The sequence below is a fragment of the Thermococcus sp. genome, assembly GCF_026988555.1.
GTDB lineage: Archaea > Methanobacteriota_B > Thermococci > Thermococcales > Thermococcaceae > Thermococcus.
In genome coordinates this window covers 13,762-39,006 of sequence record NZ_JALSLB010000057.1, presented here as the reverse complement: position 1 = coordinate 39,006, position 25,245 = coordinate 13,762, and the positions used below count along the sequence as shown (strand labels likewise).

Below are 25,245 nucleotides of genomic sequence, written 5' to 3'. Positions count from 1 at the left end.
TTATTAGAACTTTAAGGGGTATATATATATATTTCGGTTCAAGAAATAGATTGCAAGAAGGTTAAAACAAACTCACTTCGTCGGTTAGGCCCTCTTTATTGCTCCCCTCACCAGCCCCTCCGCCGTCTCCATCAGCTTCTTAGCCTTCTCCTCCGTATGTGCCTCAAGGGTTATGCGCATTATCGGCTCCGTCCCGCTCGGTCTAAACAGAATCCACCAGTCATCGTTCTCAATCCTGACGCCGTCTATGTCTATGAGCCTCTCGTAGTCGAAGCTCTGAAGTGCCTCCCTCGCTATGATCTCCATTGCTTTAGCTTTCTTCTCGTTGGGGCAGGGTATCTTGGCGCGAAGGGTTACGTAGCGCGGAACCTCCTTTGCCAGCTCGCTCAGCGGGCCTAGTTCGTCGATCATCTCAAGTACGAGAGCACCGGCAAAGATGCCGTCGGGGGTGAGGTTCCACTGGGGCATTATCCAGGTTCCGCTCGGCTCGCCTCCGAATACCCCGCCGTGCTTGGCCAGCTCGTCCGCGACGGCAACATCGCCAACACGCGTTCTGATGACCCCACCGCCGAGCGACCTGACGTAGTCATCCAGGGCGAAGCCGGCATCGACGGTGGTAACTATCTTGCCCCTACCGAACTTCCTCAACATGTAGCCGGCTATGAGCGAGAGCATGACCTCGTATTCCACGAAGTTGCCGGTATCATCGACGACACCAATCCTGTCGGCGTCGCCGTCATGGGCTATGCCGACGTCGGCCTTCATTGCCCTAACGGTTTTCGCCAGCGCAGACAGACTCCTCGCGTTCGGTTCCAGTTCCCGTACGAAGAAGCCCGTAGGATGAGAGTTGAGGGAGATGACGATGTTTCCAAGTTCGCGCTGAAGGTAGGGGCTGAGAATCGACCCGGCGCCGTTACCGGCGTCGATGACAACGTTATAAGAATCGTCAAGTTGAACTATCCTGAGGGCCTGTTTGATGTACTCCCCCCTTGGATCGGCCTTTTTGAGCCTTCCAATCTCGTTCCAAGGGGCCCTCCTGAAGTTCCCGGATTCGAGGATCTCCTCAAGCTCGTTCTCCATTTCGGGCGTGTAAGCCATCCCGTTGGCCTGCCACACCTTTATCCCGTTGTACTGGGGTGGATTGTGAGAGGCGGTCACCATGACACCAGCGTCCGCCCCGTATAGTTTTATCGCGAAACCCGTCAGCGGCGTTGGAGCCAGCCCTATGTCTATGACACCTATCCCCGCCGATAAAAGACCGCTTACAACGGCGTTTTTAAGGAGTTCACTGCTCGTCCTTGTGTCCATGCCAACGACGACCGTTCCGGTTTCTAGGTATGTTCCCAGGGCCCTGCCAACGTTGAGGGCAATCTCGGGGGTTAGCTTTTCGCTGACGACCTCTCGAATTCCGCTCGTTCCAAAGTACTTTCCCATGGGCATCACCCTTAAAGCGATGGGGGAAAGTTGAGAAAGGAGGATATAATCCTTACGACCCGAAGGTCGCCATCACCTCCCAGGCAGGGAGAGAATGTGAACCTTAAGTGTAATTCAAATGACATCGTTTCCTCCACCTGAGATAAAACCACCGGGATCAACCGCAGGGAGCACGAGCATTCCCGGCCCGTAGGTGAAGTTATTTCCACACCACTGTCTTTAGATGTTCCAGCTTGTGCTGAACCGGGATTCCTGGGCGTTTTTGTTTCTTTTGGAAAAGCGAGCAATGGCAATGAGCCCTCAGACATCTGATGAACAGGCTCATCCTCCAGAACCATATCCACGGGAACCCTCGCCGGGTAGACTTTTCCGCCCGCTTTCCCAGCAACAATGAATTCCGCATCTTGCACGGTTGAGTATAACATCCGCTCCGGGCATCAGTCAGATATTCCATCCCAGATTGATGTGTTGTTACAGCCCATGTTTTCGTTCTGGTCGGGATAACATGACACGGGACAGTGGTGGAAGCAGTCCCTATCCCAACGGAACCACCGAGAGAGCGGGAGTTCCTCAAACCCCGGTCAAAGAGAAAACGTAACCTGGGCTTGACAAGATGTTACGCATTCTTGGATAATAAGCCTTTCGGAAAAGAAAATTTAAAATTGAAAAATCTAAAGTTCATTCCCCCGAAGTTTTTTCGCAAGATCAACGAGCTTCTTTGCCCTCTCAAGCGAGACCTCGTTCTCGACCTTTCCGTCGCGCTTGATCCACGTGCCCACGATGAAAGCATCGGTGTATTTCCAGAGCTCAGGAAAGTTGTCATAGCCCGTTCCGGAGCCCACTATGACAGGAACGGGCGAGATTCTCTTAGCTAGGGCGAGCTTTTCCATGTCAACGGGTTTTCCAGTGGCCTTTCCGCTGACGACAATTGCGTCGGCTAAACCCCTCTCAACGGTGTCCCTCATGGCACCTTCGAAGTCAAAGAAGTGAACCGCGTGCTTGACATGCACATCGGCAAAAACCTTTATTCTGCCTGGCAAAAGCTTTCTCAGCTTTGCCAGCTCATGGGCAATCCCTTCAATGATGCCTTGGTCAGTGTAAGCTACACCGCTCAGCACATTCACCCTTACGAAGTCCGCTTTGAGGGCGTAGGCTATGGAGTAGGCGGCTATCCCGTCGTTGCGGAGGACGTTAATTCCAACGGGAAGGTTCACCCCGTCCCTAACCTCCTTCGCCACCACCGTGAAGGCTGCGACGGTAGTCTTGTCAACGTACTTCGGGAATGGGACGTCGCCGAAGTTCTCGACCATTATAGCGTCGAATCCGGCCTCTTCGAGGGTCTTCGCGTCCCGTAGGGCAGACTCGATCACGCCATCAAGGTTCCCGTCGTAGAGGTACGAGCCTGGGAGGGGCCGCAGGTGGACCATGCCTATGAGGGGCTTTCTTTCAAACTCCGTAAGCATCACCGTTACCTATTAGACGACTCAGGTATTAAAGTTTGCATTCTCAAACCACCTATGCTGGATGCCCCGGTAAGAGAACCCTTATATAATTCCTGGATGTATTCCTAATTAAACCGGGGGCCGGAGATGGCGGACGGAAGATACGTTAGGTTTGTCCTTCTCATCGTTCTATCGGCACTCCTCGTTGCAGGTGCCCTCAGCTCTCCAATGAGAAAGCCACCGCCCGGAACGAAGAGCATTGAATCCCTACTCTCAGGCGAACATGGAGGCGGCCCGGTAGGAAACGAACCGGGGAGCTCCCAGCTCCGCCTGATAGTAACCGGTGCCTCCCATACCCACTACCTTAGACTGAGGGTTTACGTTGATTACCGGGATGGAAAGTGGGTTGAGGGCAACTTCTCAAGGGAAGGTGGGTCGCGTGCACGGCCCTTCATCCCCACGGTTCCCCACCATACTCAGGAGGACAGGATAACTGTGGTCTTGTCCTCGCCATTGACCGGGAACATCTACACGGCCATCTATTCATTCAACCTCAGCGTTCCTTCAAAGTGGTGCGTCGAGACTGGAATCTTCTCCACAAACAGCAGTGTAAGTAATTACTCCTTTGGTAGCTTCGAGTACACATTCGACCCATACGTCCTGATAAACCTGACCGCCCCCGAAATCCCGCGCTACCTCAGGGCCCCCACGGACGAAAGACTGAGGGAACTCGCCGAAAGGATAACGTCCAACCTCACGAGCGACTACGAACGGGCTGAGGCAATAGTCAGGTACCTGAGGGACAGCTACAATTACAGCGCAGGATACCCCAGGGCCAGCGTGCCTGTTGAGGAATTCCTCTTTGGAACCAGAAGAGGGGAATCTGAGGACTTCGCGGCTGCTTTTGTCATCTTGGCGAGGGAAATAGGGCTCCCAGCTAGGCTCGTTGAGGGTATCAGAATAAAAGCCCTCCCTTTCCCACAGACCATCACCGAAAAAAACAGGTGGTTCTGGGCGGAGGTCTACTTCAATGGTGCCGGATGGTTGACCTTTGACCCGCTTTCCGGGGAGGATCCAAACGTCTTCAGACCCTTCGAAATGAGCGTGAATCCACGGGTACAGAAGCTGAACCCAAACGACACTGCAAAAGTAAACCTGACGGTGGAGAACGTTGCCGTGGAGGGGAACATCACCCTGACCGTGGGAAGTCCCAAAGGGTGGTTTCAAACCACCCTGGGAGCCGGAGAGCACACGATCAACCTAGGAAAGTTCCAGTCTCCCGGGATGTACTCCATAATAATCGATGGGTCAGTGGAGGTTAACGGCACCCCCATGGGCGAGTGGACCACCGCCTGGCTGGAAGCCCCAGGGAGGCCCCGGCTGACGGTGGAAAGGTATCTGCTACAGTTGACACCGGGCAATGCACGGAGTCTGAAGGTGCACGTGAACGGAACGACGGACACGCATCTTATGGTCAGTGCTCCGTTTAACAATGCGAGGCTTCCCTTCCCCTGGACACTGACACCAGCGAACGGCACGGGGACATTTGACTCCACGCTGATACTAAACGTCCCATGGAGGACCAGACATGGATGGTACATCTTCAATGTAAAGGCCTCGACCGCAAACGGCACATACATCCTGTTCCTCCCGATGAGGATCATCACGCCACCGAACCTTATGGTCTTCTCGCAGAGAAGTACAGTGGACGCGGGGAGGGCACTGGTACTGAGTGGTTCAACGGACACCGATGGGGGCGAGGTCTACGCCACTCTAACATATGGGGGCAGGTTACACGTTGTGGGGACAGGGAGAGTTAGAAACGGGTCCTTCCTCCTCAACTGTAGGATACCCCCGGACGTTTCGCCTGGCTACAGAACGATCAACGTCCACTACATCCCAGTTGCGGGTTCCCCAGTTATGAAGGGCTTCGTACCCCTAAAAGTCTACGTGCGCGGCACATCTCGAATCTCCATCCAGAAGGAGGTAGTTTTTACGGCAGGCCCGGCATTTCTCGGAGGCTCCCTACACAGCGGGAGCGGGAGCCCGATAAAGGGGAACCTCACGTACTACCTCGATGGAAAACCTCTGGGGAACGTCACGGCCATCAACGGGAGGTTCGAGATAGCCCTAACCTTGAGGAAACCCGGAATGCATACCCTGAGGATCTGGTACGGGGGAAATGAAAAATATCAGGGGACAACGGCGGATGTTACCGTTATCGCAGTTAGGGTAGAGGTCAGAACCGTCAACCGACCCCTTCTTGGGAAAAAATTGAAGCTCGAGGGTTACGTGGATGGTATTGGAAATGGAGTGCTGAGGATACTGACGGCGTCCGGGGAGGGCAGCAACGTAACGGTTAAAGGGGGATCCTTCAGCGCGGATTTGGGGCCCCTACGGGAAGTTGGAAGACAGACAATTGGCGTGTACTGGGGCAGAACCCTCCTAGGGAGTCTAAACTTCACCGTCCTCTCTCCGACCGAAATACGGCTGTTGAACACAACCATCCATGGGGGGGATGTTATAAAAGTGCCCGTCCTCTTAACGGACGGCCTTGGGAGGCCGATCGCCGGGGTCACATTGAATGCAGAGGCCAATGGAGAGGGCCTTATCTCCATAACCAACGGCTCAGGAATAGCGGTTTTCAATGTCCCCCTGCGGAGGCACGAAAAGAACCTAACAATAACGGTGACGTTTTCGGGGGCAGGATACTACCTCCCGGCGAAGATGATGGGGATTCTGAGCGTAAAGGGGGAAGGGACCCACTGGGAATACCTAATCGTACCGACCGTGATATCCGCCCTCCTTATTCTAGCACGTAGGAGAACGCGGAACGCGACCAGAACGGGGGGAGGTGTGGCAATAGTCTTTCCTGACGGGGTTCCCCTCTTCGAGGAGGGAGAGACCGTGGAGTTTGAGACAAACTGTGAAGCGGAGGTGTACGTGAACGGAAAGTTCTTAGGAACGGGAAGGAGGTTCCAAACCCAGCTGGGAGTGGGGGAGCACGGAATAGAGGCGGTCTGTGGGAAGGACAGAGGACGGGCAAGGGTTAGAGTGGTGGCGAGGTACAATCACGGGATAGCCGAGCTTTACGAGGGGTGCTTCCTCAGGTGGGTTGAGTCAACTGGAGTGAGAACGATGGATAAAACACCCAGAGAGATTCTCCTGGCCCTGAATCACTCCCTGCAGGGAAGGGGTAGTTTGAAGATTTTAACGAAGACCTTCGAACGTGCAAGATACGGAAGGGAAAAAATCACGAGAAGGGAGTTCATCGAGTTCTACCACATCCTCAGAAGGACGGTGAGGGGCGAGTGTTATGTATGAGAGACTGGGGAGGGTTACCGTCTACACCGGCGGGCTTGGGGTGGTTTACGTCATCATTGAACATGTCTCTATTCTGAAGGGGGCACTGCGGGCGTTCATAGTTCTTTGGCTGCTGCTGGTGTTCTCCGAGATGGTAGGGAGACATGAGAGGGGTAGCGCCCTAAGGTGGATCGGGATAATCCTGGCGGTTGCACTGCTCCCCTGGGAAAGCTTCCGGCTCCAAACTGCGGCAGTTATGACGGCAGTTGGGATGGCTGTTGCAGACAACGCCACAAGTACGGGGGCAGAACGGCTCGTTCGGGGGCTTGGAGTTGCCGTTTTACTTTTGGGAGTATCCACGGTGCCCGCTGTGGTCGTCGTTAAGGAAACATTTCTGTACGCGGGGGCGGCGTTCCTGGTATCCTACACGGTGGCCGAGTACGCAAAATCATACGAATGGGGCCCAAAAGCGGACGCATCGATAATCCCCGCAGGGGTTCTCGGGGGTCTTGCTGGACTATACGTCGATTTCAGCGGACGGCTCATGAGAGAGTATCCATCAACGGCGTTCTACGGCAGGTGGCTGGTCCTTACCTGCGCAACGATAATCGTAGCGGCGTGGGCATACTCCTTCATCCCAGGAGAGCACCCAGAAGAGATAAACTCCAGATGGGACGGTCCAGGGATGACCTCAACCTGGGGGGAGGAAGCCATAAGGAAGTTCGTACTAACGGGGCGGAAAACGGATCTGATATCGTACATGGCGTACTACGGACGGGACGCCCTTTCCACAAGGGAAGAGTTGAAACGAGCGCTCTCCAAGATCGAAGATTACCGAGAAACCGACGTACCAAGACTGATGCCACGCTGGTTGAAGAAAAGGTACGCCCTTAAGGAAGTTGAGCGCAGAAAGAAACTTGTGGAAGAAGTCCTCGGGGAAATAGACCTCATGCTGAAGGAGGGAGGGGGATGAGAAGGCGGCTGGTGGGTTACGCCCTCTGGGCCGTTGTGATGGGAGTCTTTTTCATGCTACCCGGGATGGTGGTCCTCGCGGTGGTGCCTCTAACCGTGCTCGCCCTCGGATTTCTCCTAGAGCCTCCAAAGGGGATATCCGTGGAGAGGACACTCCCGGATAGAAACGTGGGACTAGGGGAGGAGATAGAGATCTCGCTGAGGGTAAAAGCGACGAAAGGAATCGGGCTCATCGTGCTCCGGGAGATTCCCCATCCAGGGTTGGTGCCACAGGACGAACCTCGGTGGCTTCTGTTCAAGGGGCCCAGACCACTGAAGACCACAGTCAAGTACCGACTCAAGGCGGAGGCGTGGGGGCAGTTGGTGATACCCAAAACGGAAGCACTGTCATTAAACCCGCTTGGCATAAGAAGTTCCTGGGGAGTTTACGGAAACGAGAGCGTATTAAACATCAGCTTTCCCGCAAACGTTCTCACCATGCACGGGAAGGGCCTAAACCAACGTGGCGTCCCGGGGAGCGCAACCGCCCTAAGGGGGGCCCTCTCAATGGATTTCAGGGAAGTACGGCGCTATCAACCGGGGGACTCTGTGAAGAGCATCAACTGGAAGGCCACTGCGAGAATGGGGCAGGTTATGGCAAACGAATACGAGAGGGAGAATAGGGGTACGGTACTGATGATAATCGATGCCAATCCCGACACGGAACCGGGGCGCGTGGGTGGTACGTACTCACGGGCCGTTGAACTTGTCTCCCTTCTGACTGGGCATCTCCTGGAAAACGAGTATCACGTGGGACTTTACCTACTGGGAAAGGGAAGGTTCATACTGCCCTCATCCGGCTCCAAGCACCTCAGGAGGATAATCCACGAGATGACCTCCCAAGGTGGTGGCTATTCCAGATGGGAAGGACTGGACGAAGCAGTAAAGAGCATTGCTGACCAGATAACCCATTATTCGCCCAGGATCCTCTTGATAACCAGCGTAAACCCCTTCAGAGAGGTCGGTCTTAAACGGGGGGTCTACACGTTAAAAGGCATGTACCGCTCGCGTACTCCCCTTCTAATCGTAGACATCACGGGAGACCGGGGCACCGGAACAGGCACCCTGGAGAATCTCGAAAGAAAGGCCATCAAAAAGGTGCTGATAGGTCATGGAAGCAGGGTCGTGATGTGGAATACCGGGACTGCAAGCGCCGGGGATATGGCCTCCATCGTGCTGGGGATGATCGTATGAGAGTATCGGGTTTTCTGCTGGCGTCCCTCGCCGCAGTCATTGTGGGGCATGGGTACTGGGAGATCGGGGGTGCAGTCGCCGGACTCGGAACGGTGCTGTTACTAGCTGGGATTTTCATGGTCACCCTCTCGGCGTTTCGGACTGTGTGGGTCGCCACAATTCTCTACACCATCCCCTACGCAATCACGGCATCCAGCCTCCTCGCCACGGCATTTCCTTCGATTTCACCTATCGCCCAGGGCCTCATTAAGGCCGCCGGCAGCCAGGGACAGGTCTTCCTCCCAGTCCTTATCACCCTCATTGGGCTGGGGATAGCCGCTGAGCACGATGACACTATGCACCGAGCGGGCTGGGAAAACCTCTCCTTTACCGGATACAGCCTGCTGGTTGCGCTTGCAGGAACCGTTATTGGATGGCTGGTGGTTCTCGGAACAGAGAGAACCGGAATAACCGTCAGCCCAATGCTAATCCCCCTGCTGATCCTCACGATGGTTATCCTCATCTTGCTGAGAGAGGGGGAGCAGTATAAAAGGGCTGTCGTTGTGATTGAGACCCACCCAGGACCCGGAAGCATAACCGTGGAATGCAGAGATGGGAGGAAGGAGGTGCCTATAACCGGATGGGGAATCAGTCCCACTAGGATTGAGATGGAGTTGGGAACGCCCCCAGAAAGGTTCTGGTAAGGAGATGGGGCATAACAAGGGAGTTAAAAGCCGTCGCCAGGGGTGTCGATGGGGGAACCCTCTTCATCCTGTATAGGGAAGAAGGTTAATATACTCTCACGGCCATTTTTAAAGAGGTGAAGTGAATGGATGGGGAAGAAGAAAAGCTCCCAAAGGATGTTCTGCGTCACCTGGAACCCAGCGAGCAGGTTCTCTTTAGGATACGGAAAAAGATGAGCCTTGAAAAACCCAAATGGCTCATAGTAACGGACAGCAGGATAATATACCTTGATGAGAAGGTCTTTGGAAGATACGACCTGAAGGCCATCCCCTATCAAAAACTGGAGCGGGTGACGGTTAAACTGGGTATCATGTCGTCCGAGTTCATCATAGAGGGTGAGGAAAATATAACATTAAAGCTCGGCTGGATGAACAAGGAAGAGGCCAGGAAAGCCATAAACGCCATAAAAGATGCCCTCAACTCGATAGCCATCGAACCAGTTTCTATAGGGGTCAACAAGGGAATAACCAGTGAAACATGGATCCTCAAGAAGCCCAAGGAGTTCATAACGAGAACCATGCCCGCTCATCAGAACACCACCGGGAGGGAGAAAGATAATGACCCGATGGAACAGCTTAAGAAGCTCAAGGAGCTCTACGACATGGGCATCATCAACCAAGAGGAGTACGAGGGGAAGAGAAAAAAGCTCCTGGAGAAGATCTGAGGTCAGATCATTCCCATTCCTCAACAACACGATTGTAGATAGCACGAAGCCGCTCGTATGTGTCCTCCTTTATCGCGAACAGCTCCCTGAAAAGGCCGGCCACGGATTCATCTTTGGTCATACCCTGCAGCTTGCGGTAGATGTCCCTTCCAAGGGCCTCAGACAGGAGGGCCAAACCAAGGGCCTCCTCAACGGTTCTGGCTTCCATGATTTTCTCACACAGGGGAAGGGTGTCGAGGGGAGGTGCGTTCATCTCCAAGGGCTTCATACCGGGGTAAAGACGCTTAAACAGCTCCCCCATCATGTCAGCATGCTTTCTCTTCTCCTCGGCAATGTAGCGGAACTCGGAAGCGAGCGGACCCTTCGAACGCTCGGCGAGCCATTCGTATATCTCAACCCCACATCTCTCGTTACAGATGGCGTAGCTCAACAGCTCGTAACCGTTAAGGTTCTTAAGCAACGTCTCAATATCTTCAATGATCCCGATGTCAAGCTCCATGCCCCCCACCATACGGATTTAAACGCGCAAGATATATACGTTTTGCCATATACTCAAAGAGGGCCGCCATTCAGCGTTCAACCATTGCCTGGTGAACCGGAGGTTATAAAAAGGAGAAACATCATCCCTCTGGAGAACTATAGATTGATGAACCACTAAAGTTAAGGGTTCAAAATGGAGAGACGGAGTGAAATACTCAACTACATAACTCACAGGCCTGGAGTAACGTTCAGGGAGCTCGCCAGGGCACTTGGGCTGGGTATAGGAGACCTTCAGTACCACCTCCGTGTCCTTGAAAGGGAGGGGAAAGTGTTTTCAAGGAAGCTCGGTAAGAGGCGCTACATATTTCCAGAGGGATTTGAGGGTGAGTACGAGAAGCTGGTCATAGCCATCTCAACTGAGACCAGAAGGAGGATACTGCTCCTCCTCATGGAGAGGCCGAGGAGCCAGAGTGAAATAGCGAGCGCCCTGGGAATAAGCCAGCCCACCGTAAGTTACCACATGTGGGAGCTGAAAAAGCTCGGAACGGTGAGCGACAGGCGGGAAGGGAAGAAAGTGGTATACTCCCTAAACTACGACCCGGAGCTGATAGCCCGCATCATCCGGAACTACCGTCCGGGTATATGGGAAACACTGGCGGATAGGCTAATAGACATGCTCACAAGCCTTGGTGATGAGAATGATTGAGATCCTCATGACTGTGATCGTCATGCTCCTAGCATTAACCCTTGCCGGGGTATCGTTCATAGCGTATAAAAAAAGCCACCTGAGGGCGGCGCTGTACCTGCTCGTCGCGTTCCTGCTGTTCGCGATAAAGAAGGTGATAGAAGCCCTATCCATCTCACGGGGCATAGAGAAAGATATCGGGCTGATTATAAACTTACTGGAGGTCTTAGTTCTCCTGCTGTTTATCCTGGCCTTGTGGCGGCGGTGAAGGGCTCGTACATAATAACACCTCTATTTCAGCACATTTCTGGTGGTCCGGGTACCAAACCACAGGTTAAGCGGGCCCTCCGGCTAAGAAGACACCTTAGAGCGTTGAACCACAAACGATTTATTAAGCCCCAATGGAACTAAAACTGGTGGGGAGGTATGAGAAAGGTACTGGCATCAATACTGGTACTTCTGTTTATAGCATCTTCAGCGGCCCTCACAGCAGCGCAATGTCCCTCCGAAGGGCACACAGTTATACTCAAGGCCCCAGCAGTCTCAAAAACTTCAACCGGAGAACTGGTAGGGGTTGCAACGGATTTCGTCATAACCGTGGCACCCGGAAGCGGGCACATCTACGTGGAGACATGGCCCCTGGCCCAGGTTGACATGCAGGCCAGCGCAAGGTTAGCGGCCCAAGTAGCGGGCAAAGTGCTGGGGGTGAACATGGACAAGTACGATGTCTTTATTCAGATAAAAGCGGATTCACCAATCATAGGAGGCCCCTCCGCAGGTGGAACCATGACCGTTGGAATAATCGCGGCACTGGAGGGGTGGAAGCTCAATCCCAAGGTTATGATGACGGGCATGATAAACCCCGATGGAACTATAGGTCCGGTTGGTGGGATACTTGAAAAGGCCTCAGCAGCCCACCAAGCCGGCGCAGATCTGTTTCTAATACCTGAGGGACAGAGAATTCAGTACGTGCAAAAGACCAACAGAACGGAGATCGGAGGGGTTATTGAGATACACAGCACAACGGAGAAGGTTGACGTGGCCCAGTACGCCAAAGAGCGCTGGGGATTAAAGGTCATCGAGATCAAGGACATCTACGACGCGGTTTACTATTTCACGGGGCACCACCTCCAGAAACCGACCCCCAAGGGAAACATCAGGATAAACACCAGCTTCCTCAAGGGCGACGCCGTGAGCGACTACACCAACACAAGTGCCTATTACAAGTCCACCCTCAAGAAGCTCAGGAACAGCAACGTTAACTACGAGACGTACAGTGTGCTCATGAACGCACTGACCCAGGCGGGGACGCTCCTCAACTCCTCCAAGGAGTCGCTGGACGATGGAATGTACTACACGACACTGAGCAAGGATTTCCAGGCGAGGATTATCATAAGACACGTTGACTGGTACCTCGGGATAAATAGCGGGGAAGACGTTGAAAGGGTACTAAAGGAGGTCAACGAGGAGATCAACGCCACCGAGACCCAGGTTTCGAATGTCACCATACGGGGCACCACAATGCTTCAGGCGGTGGCGGCCGCCCAGGAGAGGGTGGAGGACGCCAAGAGCTCACTGGACGAAGCGTGGAAGTACTACTACAACGACGATTACTGGGATGCCATTGGAGACGCGTCCTACGCGTACGAAAGGGCCAAGACGGCGGTATTCTGGAAAAATCTGGGTGAGCGCTTCGCGAAGGGGGAGACCATAAACCCGGACGTCGTGAGGACAACAGCCAGGGACTACATAGACAGCTCAAACCTAATAGTGACCTACATCGACTCCATGTACGGCAACGTTATAGGGAACGACCTCCTCAACGAGATAGAGAAAGCCGAGCAGTACTACGAAGACGGCAAGTACTCCGCGGCACTGTTCACCGCCATGGAGGCCCGCATAAGGGCCGAGGTCTTCCTGGATACCCTTGGTATAGACAACGAGACGGTCCTCATGGACAAACTCGAGACCATGAAGGAGGACGCCAGGACCGCCATAGGACTCGCCCAGGAGCAGGGGATAGTACCCGTTCTTGCGGTGGCGTACTATGAGTTTGCTGAGAGCTATGAAAAGAGCGGAAAACCCGAAGACCTCCAGACCGCGATGATATTCTACCAGTACGCCAGGGAAACCGCCCAGCTCTTTCTGAGTGCCCCACCAAAGGGCGAGGAGACCTCAACGAACACGAGCTCGCCGGCGCCGCTACCAACCATGACCGTACCCAGCAGCACCTCCAGTCCAAGTCCAACTCCGGGCCAGACCAGGGGAAACGCAGACAACGAGGCTTTATGGATCTCCATAGCCGTTGGCGCCTTCGTCCTTGGGGCTCTCGTGGGGAAGAAGATGTGAGGCCCCCCATTTTTCATTCTGCGAGGGCCTTCAGGTATTCAACGTAAAACCTCTTAACCCTCTTCAAGGAGTCGACGCCGACCCATTCATCCGCGGAGTGCCAGTTTCTACCAACGGGCCCGTATACCAGCGTGGGCACCCCCAGGTAGGTCGCGAGGTAGTTGAAGTCCCCCACGCTCCTGCCGTACGTGATGTCCGGTATGGAGCCAAAAAGACGGCGATAAACCTTCCTAAAGAGGTTCACAAAGTGGTTGTTTTCCCTAACAACGTAGGGACGCATATCCGGGGTTGGCCTGGGGAACCGGGAGATCCGAAGGTTCGATTTTAACCCCAGCTTCTCCGTCAGACCCGTGAGTTCCGTGACCACTCCATCCCAGTCCTCCCCAACCACAACGTGTCTGTCCAGGAGGGCAACAGCACTGTCAGGAACACTGAGGCCATCCGCGGAACCTTCAATGTGAAGCGTGCAGTAGGAACCCCGCCCAAGCTTTCCATGTCTCCTCAAACGAATCCGTCCAAGGGCTCCCACAAACCGTCCGAGTTCTTCAATGGCATTCACCCCCAGTTCAGGCCTGGCGGCATGAGCCTTCTTTCCGAAAGCCTCCAACTGAACCACGAACCTTCCGCGAGCCCCCAGCATAAGCGTTTCGTTCGTCGGTTCGGCAACGAGGACAACGTCCGCCCTGTCCAGCTTCCTGTCCTCGATCAATTTTCACGTTCCCCTGGAGTACCCCTCCTCATCAACGACCGCGGTTAGAATAACGTTCGGCCTCTCGTCTCTGGGAAGCTCGCCAAGCTCCACGAACGCCGCCAGAAGGGCTGCCAGACCGGCCTTCATGTCCGCACTACCTAGACCGTAGAAGCGGTCACCCTCAAGCTCCCCCCAGGGGTTCTTCCTCCAACCGTCGGAGAGGCCCACAGTGTCCATGTGACCGTTGAGAACAACGGTGGGACCGTACCCTGGCAGGCGGGCGATTATGTCGCTCCCAAAGCCCTCCACCTCCACGGTCTCGACGCTGAAACCGTGCTCTCTAAGGAAAAGCTCCAGAAAGCGCGAGATTTCCTCCTCGTTTCCAAAGTGCGAGGGAATTGATACGAGCTTCTTCAGGAGTTCAAATTCGTCCATCCCTATCACCGACCAGCTCCTTTACGAACTCGGCAAACTTCGCTCTGCTATCGGCCTTTTCAACCCGCTGGATCTCCATAGAAAGAAGGGAAACTATGTTCTTTATACTCTCAATGGTATCCCCTATGATGGCCCGAACGTCAGGGTCGCTAACGTTGCCGACGAGATTTTTGAGTGCATCCAGTTGATCCCCCTCAATCCTAATAACGGCTCTGAGTGTCGACAGGTAATCCCCAGTTGTCGAGAACGATATGTTTGGAACTTCCTCGGGGAGGTCATGGGAAAGAGCCTCAGGATAGAGTTTCAAGGCAATTTTGCACAGGTTTTCAACCTGCTTGCCCTTCATATCCACGAATCTGGAAAACCGCACCTTGCCATATCCCTTAGGGAGTGAATCCCTCATGAGAGCGTAAATTGACAAAACGCGCTTCGATGATGTTATCAGATAGCTCAAAATGGCTTTGGGCGATGAGCTGGAAAGGCTCTTAACGACCTCACTGGAATCTCCGGATCCAAAGAAATCCTCAATAGATCCCATCGCACCACCCGTAAAGGATATCACACATAAGCGTAAAAACATTTGTGGTGGACCGGGCGGGATTTGAACCCGCGGCCTCCGCCTTGCGAGGGCGGCGCTCATACCAGGCTGAGCTACCGGCCCACACCCGGTATTAGTGAACTCGACCTGACTTTAAAAGCTTTTGGTCTCCACGGGGGAGAAGTATTTAACCCCTAACCATAAACTATACCCGGTGATTCGATGACTTCCTATGAGAAGGGTTCCCCGGATGGGGATTACGTGAGGGTTCCAAAGGAAAGACTCTTCTCGTTCGTGAGCCGTGTGCTCGAGAGTATCGGTATCCCGAAGGAAGACGCCAAAATCGTTGCAGACAACCTAGTGATGGCAGATCTCAGGGGTGTTGAGAGCCACGGGGTCCAGAGGCTTAGACGATATGTGGACGGGATAAGGAGTGGCGGTGTTAACGTTCACCCAAGAATACGGGTTTTGAGAGAAGGACCGAGTTACGCCCTAGTGGACGGAGATGAAGGACTCGGACAGGTTGTGGGCAGGCTCGCAATGGAGCTCGCCATTGAAAAGGCCGAAAAATCCGGAATAGGAGTAGTCGCCGTAAGGAACAGCAATCACTACGGGATAGCGGGCTACTACTCCCTCATGGCCGCAGAGAGGGATATGATAGGAATCAGCATGACGAACTCCCGTCCCCTCGTTGCACCCACCGGAAGCGTCGAGAGATTCCTCGGCACGAACCCAATCTCAGTAGCGGCCCCCACCCGTGGAAGACCGTTTCTCCTGGATATGGCAACGAGCATTGTCCCCATAGGGAAACTCGAGGTCTACAGGAGGAAGGGGGAACCCATCCCAGAGGGGTGGGCAATTAACGGGGAGGGGAGGTTAACAACGGACGTTAAGGATGTCTTCTCCAACGGCGCCCTGCTGCCCCTAGGGGGTCTAGGCGAGCTCCTCGGCGGCCACAAAGGATACGGACTCAGTCTCATGGTCGACGTTCTCACGGGCGTTCTAAGCGGCGGGACGTGGAGCAGACACGTGGGGAACACCGAAGAGCGAAACAGCGAGGTCGACCACTTCTTCATGGCGATAAAGATCGAGAACTTCACCCCGGTTGAGGAGTTTAAGTCGAGGATGGAATCCATGATATCCGAGCTAAAGGCATTGAAAAAACATCCGCGTTTTGAGAGGATATGGGTGCACGGGGAGAAAGGTTTCCTGACCATGGAGACGAGGCTCAAACTCGGCATCCCAATCTACTTGGGGGTCCTCAGGGAACTCAACAGGATAGGAATGGAAACAGGGGCCGGGAAGCTCATGGAAGAAGGCGGTTGAGATGGATACACAAGCAAAGACCCCTCTCGAGTTCCACAGAGACAACTTCCCCGGAAACGGAAAGATTGAGCTCATCCCCAAGGTTCCCCTCACGAAGGAAACCCTCAGCCTCGCCTACACCCCCGGTGTGGCGGAGGTATCGATGGCGATAGCAAACGGAGAAGACCCCTGCGAGTACACCAACAGGTGCAACACGGTCGCTGTTGTAAGCGATGGCACGAGGGTGCTGGGCCTCGGCGATGTCGGGGCTTCGGCGGCACTCCCCGTCATGGAGGGGAAGGCTCTGCTCTTCAAGGCCTTTGGTGGGGTGGATGCTTTCCCGCTCGTTCTGGCCGAGAAGGACCCCGAGAGGTTCATCGAAGTCGTCAAGGCCATCTCGCCCTCCTTCGGGGGGATAAACCTTGAGGACATAGCATCGCCAAAGTGCTTCTACATCCTCGAAAGGCTCCGCAGCGAGCTGGAGGTTCCAGTCTTCCACGACGACCAGCAGGGGACGGCTTCGGTTGTTCTGGCAGGGCTGATAAACGCCCTCAATGTCGTTGGCAAGAGGCTGGACGGGATAATCGTCGCCCTTTTCGGTGCCGGGGCGGCCGGCTTCGCGACGCTGAAGATAATTACCAGGGCGGGGGTAAGGCCGGAGAACGTCAGGGTTGTGGAGCTGGTCGATGGAAAGCCGAGGGTCCTGACCCCCGACCTGCCGATTGAGGAACTCTTTCCCCACAGGGGAGAACTGCTCTCCAAAACGAACGGTGAGGGAATCGAGGGCGGCCCAGTGGAAGCTCTAAACGGCGCCGACGTGCTCATATCCTTCACGAGGCCCGGACCCGGCATTATAAAGCCGGAGTGGATAGAGCTCATGGCCGACGACGCGATAGTCTTTCCGCTGGCAAATCCAACCCCCGAGATACTTCCGGAGGAGGCGAAGAAAGCCGGGGCGAGGATAATAGCGACGGGAAGGAGCGACTACCCGAACCAGGTGAACAACCTCCTCGGCTTTCCTGCGATTTTTAGGGGAGCACTTGACGTCAGGGCCAGAACCATAACCGACGGCATGATAATAGCGGCTTCAAAGGCGATGGCGTCGGTAATAGAGCCGAGCGAGGAGGAGATAATCCCGTCCCCCTTCCACCCGGAGGTCCACCCGAGGGTGGCCAGAGCGGTCGCAGAGGAAGCGATGCGTGAAAACGTTGCAAGAATACGCGTGCGCGGGGAAGAGGTGGAGGAGAGGCTGAGGCGCTGGAGGGAGTTCTACGAGCGGGAGATAGCACCCCTCAACGACCGTAGAGGGAGCTACCGTTAGCGTCTATCGCCACAATCAGCGGGAAGTCCTCGACTTCAAGAACCCACACCGCCTCGGGAATACCGAGCTCTTCCAGCCAGAGAACGTCAACGACGCGCTTTACGCTCTTCGCCGCGAGGGAGCCGGCTCCGCCGGTGAAGGCGAAGTAAACGGCTCGGCCTTTAAACGGCCCGGCATCCATGCCTCCCTTTCCTATTATCCCGCGGACGCCGAGGGAGAGAACCCCCTCTAGGTAGCGGTTCATTCTCGCGCTGGTCGTGGGGCCTGCAGAGACAATCTCGTAACCCCCGCTGGTTTTCCTCACGACTGGCCCGCAGTGGTAGATTACCGCGCCCTCAAGGTTGAGGGGAAGCTCTTTCCCGGCCAGCTCAAGGATTTTTCTGTGTGCCAAATCCCGGGCCGTAACTATTTCCCCCGAGAGGTAAACGACCTCGCCGGCCCTGAGATTCAGGACGTCCCTCTCTCGCAGGGGAGTTCTCAGCCTCATAATAGGCCCTGATATGGAGTCCTTAAAGCAGTTTCGGGTTTGGCAGGTGGAGTCAAACCCAGCCCATAAGTACGAGCCCGCGGATTTTTAATTAGGTGATTCCATGAAAGCCAAAGTTGTTACTTCCGCGATGCTGGTCCTTCTTCTCGTGGTCTCGATAGCCAGCTACACCGGGGCCTTCGAGAAGGACGGCATGGGAAAGCTTGAGTACAAGGTATACTCAAAGGATCAGGTAATGTCCGGGGCCTACAAGGTTTACGGCAACCCGAAGCTCGACTTCTGGGCGACGAAGACGGTTCTGATGAACGATGGAGAAGGAACCATAAAGAACATCCGGATAAAGTATTCGATCGACAACTATGCTCCAGAGACCGAGAGGAGATACCCTCTCCTCCTGCCGGGTGAAACCATAGTCGACCTCTACTACCCCATCCTTTCGAGTGACGTCACCCGTTTATCGGCCTCAACCCCATCAAACGTACGTATAACCGTGACCTACGAGGTGAACGGTGAAACAAGAGAGGAGAGCGTTACAAAGCCCCTTTCAATACTTGGAGCCAATGACTTCGTCTTTTCCTCGCTCAACCCCGAAGAGAGCACGGGGAGCTTCTACGACACCTTCAGCAACGCCCCGCTTCTTGCTGCGTGGGTAACGCCAAGTGACCCCGTTGTCAGAGAATTCGCTGACCTCGGCAACAAGCTGGCCGGGGGAGCGGGGGCAAGCTTGAGCGACGATGAGGCGATAAAAAGCCTCAGCGGCATGTGGGAGCTCGCCGTGAGAAACGGTTTCTCCTACAAGACCGAGGGAGAAGGCTACTGGACGGGCAAGTTTGCAGAGCACATAATGTTTCCGAGGGACGTGATCCGGGACAAGAGCGGAACCTGCGTGGACCTGGCCCTCTGGTTCGCCTCCCTGGCGATGTCACAGGGACTCAAGGCGTACATAGTCCTCATGCCAGGGCACGCCTTTCCGCTGATAGAACTGCCCAGCGGCGCCATAATACCCGTTGAGGCAACCGCCATAAACCAAGGGGTTTCATTCCAGGAAGCTGTCCAGATCGGCATGGAGAAGAGCTGGAAGATGGCAATGAACGGCCCGCACGACATCATAGACGTCGCGGAGGAACACTCCAACGGAATAGTCCCGCCGGAGCTACCATCCCTGGAGGCGGATATCCTCTCAAAGTGGGGGATAGGCCTGAACGCTGGAGCGGGCAACGCGGGTGAAAACGGGGCAAACAACGGGGGCGCCGGTGGAAACGGAGGGAACCCCGGAGGTGGAAACGGCGGAGATGATGTCGGAAACGGTGGGTGGGACTCCTACCACGGTACCTATTTCTCATTCAACTATCCGGCCAACTGGGACGCGCCGGAGGACTACGGCGGCTACGTCTATCTCCTGAGCCCCGACGAGGAATTCGAGTTTATTGTTCTCTACTCCCGGGGGGCAAGCGTTGAAGACATGGCCCAGGCCTTCGAGGGAAGCCTGGTAGATGCAGGGGTCGAGATAACAGATCGCCAGGATGGCGAGGCGAGCTTGATGGGCCAGAGCGTGTACGCGGTAGCGTATAGCCTTAGAACGGACTACGGGAAATACTCCGCCGCTGCGAGGTATTTCACGGCAAACGGGGTTGGCTTCGCCGTTATCTACGATTTCCCTGCCGGAAACAGCGAGTACAACCAGATGGGCGAACACATCGTAGAAACGTTCAACCTGGGGGGATGAAGATGAAAACGATCGTGACCCTTGTTATACTGCTCCTCCTTGCGGCGCCCCTCGTCGCGGGGGAGGTCAAGATAGTGGAGTATAAGATAGACGGAACGATGAAAGTTACGCTGGACAACGTGGGGAACGCCCATGTGGAGGAGGCATGGCACCTCACCCCCAACCTCTACCTCCAGATGAAGGAGACGTACCCGACCACATACATGCTGAGGAGGGAGTTCGAGAACAGGAGAAGCGACACCGAGTATAGGGACATGAAAATCGAATGGGACGACTCCAATAACGGCGTCAAAGCAACGTACACCATGCTCGGAGCGGCTATCAACAGGGGTGACCACTGGGAGCTTGACCTCGGAGACGGCGACATGACCCTCTCAAGTCAGAACGGGAACACGGTGGTCCTAACCCTGGTCCAGCCGATTTCAGGGGGTGATGGGAGGCTCATCGAGACCGCAACGATAGTCCTCCCGGATGGGGCAAAGAACGTGGGGATTGACGGTGGGATGCTCAGATATGAGCTTCCCGATAAAGAGAACGGAAGAAACCCCGCCTTCCTGGGCCTGGCGATCATCTCGCTCGTCGGCCTGATTCTCCTCAACGTGCCCCTAAAGAGGGGAGGAGAATGATAAGGGAGATAAAGAGGGAGATGGTGGACTACATAACGAGGGAAACGGGGGTGAACAGGGAAACAGTTGTCAAGGTTCTCCGGGCGGAGGAGAGGTACCTCCTGACCGAGATTCAGGATGCCCTGGGGCGGGTCGGATGACCCGCCCATTTTCCGGCAACTATAAAAACTTTGAAAGCGTAATAAACTAAAAACCGGCCGCGGGTTAACCACCGGTTCCGGAGAGGGTTGCGTGAACTTTTCGAACGACGTGTCCGTGCTGAAATCGATTCTCAGCGAGACGAACCTCCAGATAATCTCACTCCTCAGGACAGACTCCCTGAACACAAGGGAGATAGCCCGGCTTCTCCAGAAGGACGAAACGCAGATCTCAAGAGGATTAAGGGGCCTTGAGAGGATGGGCATCGTTGAGGGAAGGTGGGTTCGGCTGAGGGGCAGAAACGTCAAGTTATACTCCCTCAAGTGCGATGAGTTCAGCGTCCGTTTTACAGCGGGGGGAGTCAAGGTGGTTATGGGGGAGACCGTTTACCACCGCCCCCAGCCGCTCTCGGCATCCAGCGCTCCGGAGGTGGATAACTTCGTCGGGAGGGATGAGGAACTGAAACTCCTCAAAGGGAGCTCCCCGGTCGTAGCCGTGTTCGGGATAGCCGGGATAGGGAAATCCAGCCTCGTGGCAAGGGCCTTCGATGACGCCTTCTGGTATCCAATGGATGGGAGCGAGAGCCTTGAGTACATCGCCTGGCGGATGGCACTCCACCTGAACATGAAGGGGTTCCCTGAACTGATCGAATACCTGCGCGCCGGAGGACGGGATCCCAAATCCATGAAGGGGCTGATTCTCGAGGGGATTGAGAAAACACGCTCAGTCGTCGTCTTCGAGGACGTCCACAAGTGCACCGATGGTGAAATCGAGTCGTTCCTGCGGTTCCTATCCTCCAGAGTCGAGAGGGGAAAGCTCATCCTCATATCAAGGGAAAAACCACGGGTGGATTACGAGAGGGTTCTTTTCATACACCTCGAGGGGTTGAAAGTCGAGGAGTCTCACAGGCTTTTGAGTCTCAGGATACCGGGCATAACACCCGAGGAGGCAGTAAGGTTACACCACTTAACCCTGGGTCATCCCCTGCTCCTCGCCCTCGCCGCGGAGGCCCGGGAAGTAGCTGGGGACAGGGCTTCCCTCTTCGAATACCTGCTGGGGGAGATATACGAGAAGCTGGACGAGAGGGAGAGGCTTGTGCTCCAGGTTCTGGCACTGTTCGATGAGCCCGTGGAGTTACCGGCCCTCAAGAGGATGACGTACGGAAGTGCATTCCTGGTCCTGTACTCCCTCCTGAACAAGGGACTCGTGGAGAGAAAGGGCGAGAACTATTACCTCCATGACCTCCTCAGGGCGTTCATAAGGGAGATCAGTGAGGTTGATGAGAAGAGCCATTACAGGGAGTACATCTCGTATCTCCTGGAGAAAAACACCGCCAGGGATTTCTTAACGGCCTTCAAGTATGTCACCAGGCTGGGAGACGAGGAGATGATAGCTGATATCACCGAACTGAGGATAAGAAGGCTCTGGAGGGTTGCACTGGACTTTCCGACGGCATACATGAGACTCCTCAGAAAGGTGGAGGATAGTCCCTACGCAAAGAAGGAGATGGCGAGGCTCTACTTCAACAGAGGATTCTTCGAGAGGGCGCTGGGTCTCTGGCATAAAGCCCTGGAGGGCATCGAAGGGGACTTTCACAGGTTTGACATCCTAATGATGCTCGTCGACGTCCACTGTGAGATGGGAAACATCGAACTGGCGGAAGAGACTCTCAGTGAGCTCGAGGAAATTTTCAGAAGCCACAGAGACGACCCGTACATCAAGCTGGGGTACTACATCGAGCTCACGAAGGTGCGGACGTTCAAGAGGGAGCGCGAGAAGGCCCTAGAAAGCGCCTTCAAAGAGCTTGAGGCAGTGAGGAGCTACCCGGAGCCGTATCCCGAACTCGAGGCGCTGATCCTCTACCACATAGGCTACCTCTACGTCGAGCTCGGCGAGCTCCAGCGGGCGCTGACATACTACAGGGAGGGCCTTGAGACGGCTAAGGCCTACAGCCTCCCATTCATGATGAACCTCGGGTACCTTCAGATGGGTATAGTCCAGTATTACCTCCGAAACTTCAACGAGGCCGCTGGCAACGCAGGGAAGGCGGCTGAGTACTTCCTGTGGGTTAGAAACTATCGCAGAGCTCTGGACGCGCTCTTCAGGCTGACGGTGTCCCTCATGGGGCTGAGAGAGTACGGAAAAGCCGAGAACCAGGCTAAGAAAATGGCGGAGATAACACAGAGCACGAACTACCCCCTGGGATGGACGGCATACTTACTCATCGGAATCCTGAGAGAACTCAGGGGGGAAGATGGGGAAGAATACCTGGAAACGGGCCTGGAAAAGCTCCGGGACAACGACTACCTCTACAGGGGACTCTTTGAAGAGCTCACAGTGCTCTTCGACGAAAGAGACGTCAATTCCTGGCTTTCCAGAGATTCTAACCCCTGACCACAGCACTCCCGTCGGGCTCTATCTCGACGAACGCCCTCCTGTTGGCCCAGCACTGGACGACCAGACCTACCGGGAAGCTCGCGGGGTGCCTGTGGGCGACCTCTATCTTGACGTCCAAAGCGGTTGTTTTTCCGCCCATGCCCATCGGGCCTACTCCCAGGGAGTTGACCTCCTCCAGGAGCTCGGCCTCGATCTTCGCTATTCTCCCGTCGGGATTCCTCTCCCCCACTTTTCTCAGCAGGGCCTTTTTGGCCAGGAGCAGGGCGTGGTCTGCGCCCCCACCGACACCTATCCCGAGGATAACCGGAGGACAGGGCTTTCCGCCGCAGGCTTTAACGTGCTCGACTACGAAGCGCTTTAGCCCCTCCCAACCCTCCCCAGGGATCAGCATAGCCAGAGCAGAGCAGTTCTCGCTTCCCCCTCCCTTTGGAAGAACGGCTATCCTTATCGCATCCCCCGGAACAAGCTCCCAGTGGATTAGGGGAACGTCCCTGCCCGTGTTGTCGCCGGAGTTCCCTCCGGTAAGGACGTCGACGGCGTTTGGCCGGAGGGGAATCTCATGAGTTGCCCTCCTCGTAGCCTCGGTGAGCAGGCCTCTGAGTCCACCGAGGTAGGGACTCTCAACGCCGGCCTCGACGAAGAAGGTCACCGTGCCCGTGTCCTGACAGACGGGAATGGACTCGATTTTACCAATCTCTATGGCCTTGAGAATGTTTCTGAGGTTGAAGCGCGCTATTTTGCTCTCCTCTCGCTCGTAAGCCTCCCTGAGGGCCAAAACGACATCATCGGGAATCCTCGTGACGGCCAGCCTTATCGCCTCGACGACGGCATCAATCAATTGGCATTCACCTGTTGAAAGTTGCGTTTGGGATTAAAAAGGTTGACGCGAAAATTTAAAAACCACCTCCAGAGCGGAACAGCCTTAACGGTTAGGTTGTCTCGCCTTATCTCACCGGAGTAGTCCCACGTCACGAGCGTCCCAGTTTTCACGCGGAACAGTTTCATAACCCTGAAAAGGTTCTCCACTTCCCTTGAAGCTACCTCGTCCTCACCCGAGGCATACGTAACCTGTATGAGTTCGGTCTCCCCTTTATCCCTAACAACAAAGTCCACCTCGCCCTTGCTGTCTCTGTAATGGTAGAGTTCAAGGCCGGGTCTCCTGTAATATTTGAACCGCAGGAGTTCGATGAAAACGGCGTTCTCCATGAGCCTACCGATGTTTTCCGAAACCTTTGGAAGGACCGCATTGAGCATTCCCGTGTCAACTGCGTAGACCTTCTTATCGCTCCTCACGACCTCTTTGGGCTTGAAGGAGAACTTGGGAAGCTCAAAAATCAGGTAGGCGGATTCAAGGTACCCAACGTAGTTCTTCACCGTCTCGATGTTGCCGATTCCGAGGGCGTTCTTTGTCTTGCTGTATGTAAATCGTCCGGCGAAGTTCGAGAAGAGGTAGAAGGCGACTTCCTTCAGCTCGCGGACGTTTCTAACGCCATAGCGGACTACCACGTCCCTCGTGATGATATCGTTGTAGAGATTTATGAGGTACTCCCTGCCGAAGTGCAGAGCCTCCGGGAAGCCACCGCGCCCGATGTACTCAATCAAAGCCCTCTTTATCAGAGCCTCGTCTCTCGTTGTCTTAACATCCGGCTCAATTTCCCTGTACGTTAAAAACTCCCTGAACGAGAACGGCAGGAGTGTATAGCTCAGGTATCTTCCAGTCAGATACGTTGCGAACTCCCGTGAAAGAAGCCGGGCATTGCTCCCGGTAACGACTGTTGGATAGTCGTCCCTAAGAACCGAAACCATCCTTTCCCAGCCCTCGACTTCTTGAACCTCGTCAAGAACCACGTAATCAAACTGACCAAAAAGCTCGTAACCTGCCTGCATAAGCCTCCTATAGTCTCCAATCGCGAAACCCGCCATCGCAGGATCCTCAAAGTTTACATAGAGTGGTCTGCCGGGAAGGGTTGCCGAGAGAACGGATTTTCCGGAGCGCCTCGGCCCGGTTATTATGTGAGCCGTTGGGTTGAAGTTAGCAACGATCCTCCCCTTCAGCTCTCTCCCGACGATGTTCTCCCGCTCAAGCTTTCTGCTCAGGGTACCCACTGATCAGCTAATACTCTCTTGAGTTCTTCAACGTTCATGGGGGGAACTGGTTCAAACTCCCTATAAAGTTTACCACTATACTGGCAAACTTCTCATCAAAATCGTACCACTATACTGGTAAACTTTTCCAGCGAACTTTGCCGGTATGCTGGCGAGATTTGAGAGAAGTTGAAACGGGATAAAGAAGAGG

21 protein-coding genes, 1 tRNA gene and 1 pseudogene are annotated in these 25,245 nt (G+C 54.9%); 14 read left to right on the top strand and 9 right to left on the bottom strand.

The window, feature by feature from the left end; genetic code table 11:
* Positions 1-84: 84 nt before the first annotated feature.
* On the bottom strand, positions 85-1,434 hold the full coding sequence (glmM, locus tag MVK60_RS09200; protein ID WP_297438681.1) for a phosphoglucosamine mutase: 1,350 nt from the start codon (positions 1,432-1,434) through the stop codon (positions 85-87).
* A 671-nt stretch (positions 1,435-2,105) separates the two neighbouring features.
* Complete coding sequence (locus MVK60_RS09195; RefSeq protein ID WP_297438679.1) at positions 2,106-2,897, bottom strand: BtpA/SgcQ family protein; 792 nt, start codon at positions 2,895-2,897, stop codon at positions 2,106-2,108.
* Positions 2,898-3,023: 126 nt separating this feature from the next.
* Here MVK60_RS09195 and MVK60_RS09190 point away from each other — a divergent pair, with 126 nt between their 5' ends.
* The 5 genes from MVK60_RS09190 to MVK60_RS09170 all read left to right on the top strand — a co-directional run bounded on the left by MVK60_RS09190 (position 3,024) and on the right by MVK60_RS09170 (position 9,771).
* Positions 3,024-6,200, top strand: a complete 3,177-nt coding sequence (locus MVK60_RS09190) for a transglutaminase domain-containing protein (RefSeq protein WP_297438664.1) — start codon at positions 3,024-3,026, stop codon at positions 6,198-6,200.
* A complete protein-coding gene (locus MVK60_RS09185; RefSeq protein WP_297438662.1) occupies positions 6,193-7,152 on the top strand; it encodes a hypothetical protein in 960 nt (319 codons plus the stop codon). Before MVK60_RS09190 ends, MVK60_RS09185 begins: the two co-directional genes overlap by 8 nt.
* Positions 7,149-8,384 (top strand): DUF58 domain-containing protein, encoded by a 1,236-nt coding sequence (locus MVK60_RS09180; protein WP_297438660.1) that lies wholly within the window; start codon positions 7,149-7,151, stop codon positions 8,382-8,384. The genes MVK60_RS09185 and MVK60_RS09180 overlap by 4 nt, the downstream gene beginning before the upstream one ends.
* Positions 8,381-9,067, top strand: a complete 687-nt coding sequence (locus MVK60_RS09175) for a hypothetical protein (RefSeq protein WP_297438658.1) — start codon at positions 8,381-8,383, stop codon at positions 9,065-9,067. The genes MVK60_RS09180 and MVK60_RS09175 overlap by 4 nt, the downstream gene beginning before the upstream one ends.
* 125 nt (positions 9,068-9,192) lie before the next feature.
* Positions 9,193-9,771, top strand: coding sequence for a PH domain-containing protein (locus MVK60_RS09170; RefSeq protein ID WP_297438656.1), 579 nt, complete (start codon positions 9,193-9,195; stop codon positions 9,769-9,771).
* A 7-nt stretch (positions 9,772-9,778) separates the two neighbouring features.
* Here MVK60_RS09170 and MVK60_RS09165 read toward each other — a convergent pair whose 3' ends face one another.
* Entirely contained in the window at positions 9,779-10,270 is a 492-nt protein-coding gene (locus MVK60_RS09165) for a ferritin family protein (RefSeq protein WP_297438676.1), read from the bottom strand.
* A gap of 174 nt (positions 10,271-10,444) precedes the next feature.
* On the opposite strand from MVK60_RS09165, the gene MVK60_RS09160 reads away from it, so the two are divergent.
* From MVK60_RS09160 to MVK60_RS09150, 3 genes are all read left to right on the top strand, one after another.
* Positions 10,445-10,957 carry a metalloregulator ArsR/SmtB family transcription factor gene (locus MVK60_RS09160; RefSeq protein WP_297438654.1) on the top strand — a complete coding sequence of 171 codons (513 nt, stop codon included), beginning with the start codon at positions 10,445-10,447 and terminating at the stop codon, positions 10,955-10,957.
* Entirely contained in the window at positions 10,944-11,204 is a 261-nt protein-coding gene (locus MVK60_RS09155) for a hypothetical protein (RefSeq protein ID WP_297438652.1), read from the top strand. The genes MVK60_RS09160 and MVK60_RS09155 overlap by 14 nt, the downstream gene beginning before the upstream one ends.
* A 158-nt stretch (positions 11,205-11,362) precedes the next feature.
* On the top strand, positions 11,363-13,285 hold the full coding sequence (locus MVK60_RS09150) for a S16 family serine protease (RefSeq protein ID WP_297438650.1): 1,923 nt from the start codon (positions 11,363-11,365) through the stop codon (positions 13,283-13,285).
* Positions 13,286-13,298: 13 nt separating this feature from the next.
* Here MVK60_RS09150 and MVK60_RS09145 read toward each other — a convergent pair.
* The 3 genes and pseudogenes from MVK60_RS09145 to MVK60_RS09135 form a co-directional block, all read right to left on the bottom strand.
* Positions 13,299-14,411: pseudogene (locus tag MVK60_RS09145) on the bottom strand (M20 family metallopeptidase).
* On the bottom strand, positions 14,398-14,949 hold the full coding sequence (locus MVK60_RS09140) for a hypothetical protein (protein WP_297438648.1): 552 nt from the start codon (positions 14,947-14,949) through the stop codon (positions 14,398-14,400). The pseudogene MVK60_RS09145 and the gene MVK60_RS09140 overlap by 14 nt, the downstream one beginning before the upstream one ends.
* Before the next feature lie 45 nt (positions 14,950-14,994).
* A tRNA-Ala gene (locus MVK60_RS09135) sits at positions 14,995-15,072 on the bottom strand.
* Positions 15,073-15,171: 99 nt separating this feature from the next.
* Here MVK60_RS09135 and MVK60_RS09130 point away from each other — a divergent pair.
* The gene (locus MVK60_RS09130) at positions 15,172-16,275 is read left to right on the top strand and encodes an Ldh family oxidoreductase (protein ID WP_297438646.1); all 1,104 of its coding nucleotides are present in this window, start codon (positions 15,172-15,174) and stop codon (positions 16,273-16,275) included.
* 1 nt (position 16,276) lies between these two features.
* Entirely contained in the window at positions 16,277-17,575 is a 1,299-nt protein-coding gene (locus MVK60_RS09125) for an NADP-dependent malic enzyme (protein ID WP_297438644.1), read from the top strand.
* Here the strand turns inward: MVK60_RS09125 and MVK60_RS09120 are convergent.
* A complete protein-coding gene (locus MVK60_RS09120) occupies positions 17,547-18,062 on the bottom strand; it encodes a FumA C-terminus/TtdB family hydratase beta subunit (protein WP_297438642.1) in 516 nt (171 codons plus the stop codon). The genes MVK60_RS09125 and MVK60_RS09120 overlap by 29 nt on opposite strands.
* A gap of 103 nt (positions 18,063-18,165) precedes the next feature.
* Here MVK60_RS09120 and MVK60_RS09115 point away from each other — a divergent pair, with 103 nt between their 5' ends.
* The 4 genes from MVK60_RS09115 (at position 18,166) to MVK60_RS09100 (ending at position 22,946) form a co-directional block, all read left to right on the top strand.
* A complete protein-coding gene (locus MVK60_RS09115; protein WP_297438640.1) occupies positions 18,166-19,788 on the top strand; it encodes a cysteine protease in 1,623 nt (540 codons plus the stop codon).
* Entirely contained in the window at positions 19,785-20,414 is a 630-nt protein-coding gene (locus MVK60_RS09110; RefSeq protein WP_297438638.1) for a hypothetical protein, read from the top strand. The genes MVK60_RS09115 and MVK60_RS09110 overlap by 4 nt, the downstream gene beginning before the upstream one ends.
* Complete coding sequence (locus MVK60_RS09105) at positions 20,411-20,554, top strand: hypothetical protein (protein WP_297438636.1); 144 nt, start codon at positions 20,411-20,413, stop codon at positions 20,552-20,554. The genes MVK60_RS09110 and MVK60_RS09105 overlap by 4 nt, the downstream gene beginning before the upstream one ends.
* Positions 20,555-20,645: 91 nt before the next feature.
* Positions 20,646-22,946 carry an ArsR family transcriptional regulator gene (locus MVK60_RS09100; RefSeq protein WP_297438634.1) on the top strand — a complete coding sequence of 767 codons (2,301 nt, stop codon included), beginning with the start codon at positions 20,646-20,648 and terminating at the stop codon, positions 22,944-22,946.
* On the opposite strand, the gene MVK60_RS09095 is transcribed toward MVK60_RS09100, so the two are convergent.
* Entirely contained in the window at positions 22,936-23,787 is an 852-nt protein-coding gene (locus MVK60_RS09095) for a fumarate hydratase (protein ID WP_297438633.1), read from the bottom strand. The two genes, MVK60_RS09100 and MVK60_RS09095, sit on opposite strands and share 11 nt — an antisense overlap.
* A complete protein-coding gene (locus tag MVK60_RS09090; protein WP_297438631.1) occupies positions 23,784-25,055 on the bottom strand; it encodes an ATP-binding protein in 1,272 nt (423 codons plus the stop codon). The genes MVK60_RS09095 and MVK60_RS09090 overlap by 4 nt, the downstream gene beginning before the upstream one ends.
* Between the last annotated feature and the right edge of the window lie 190 nt (positions 25,056-25,245).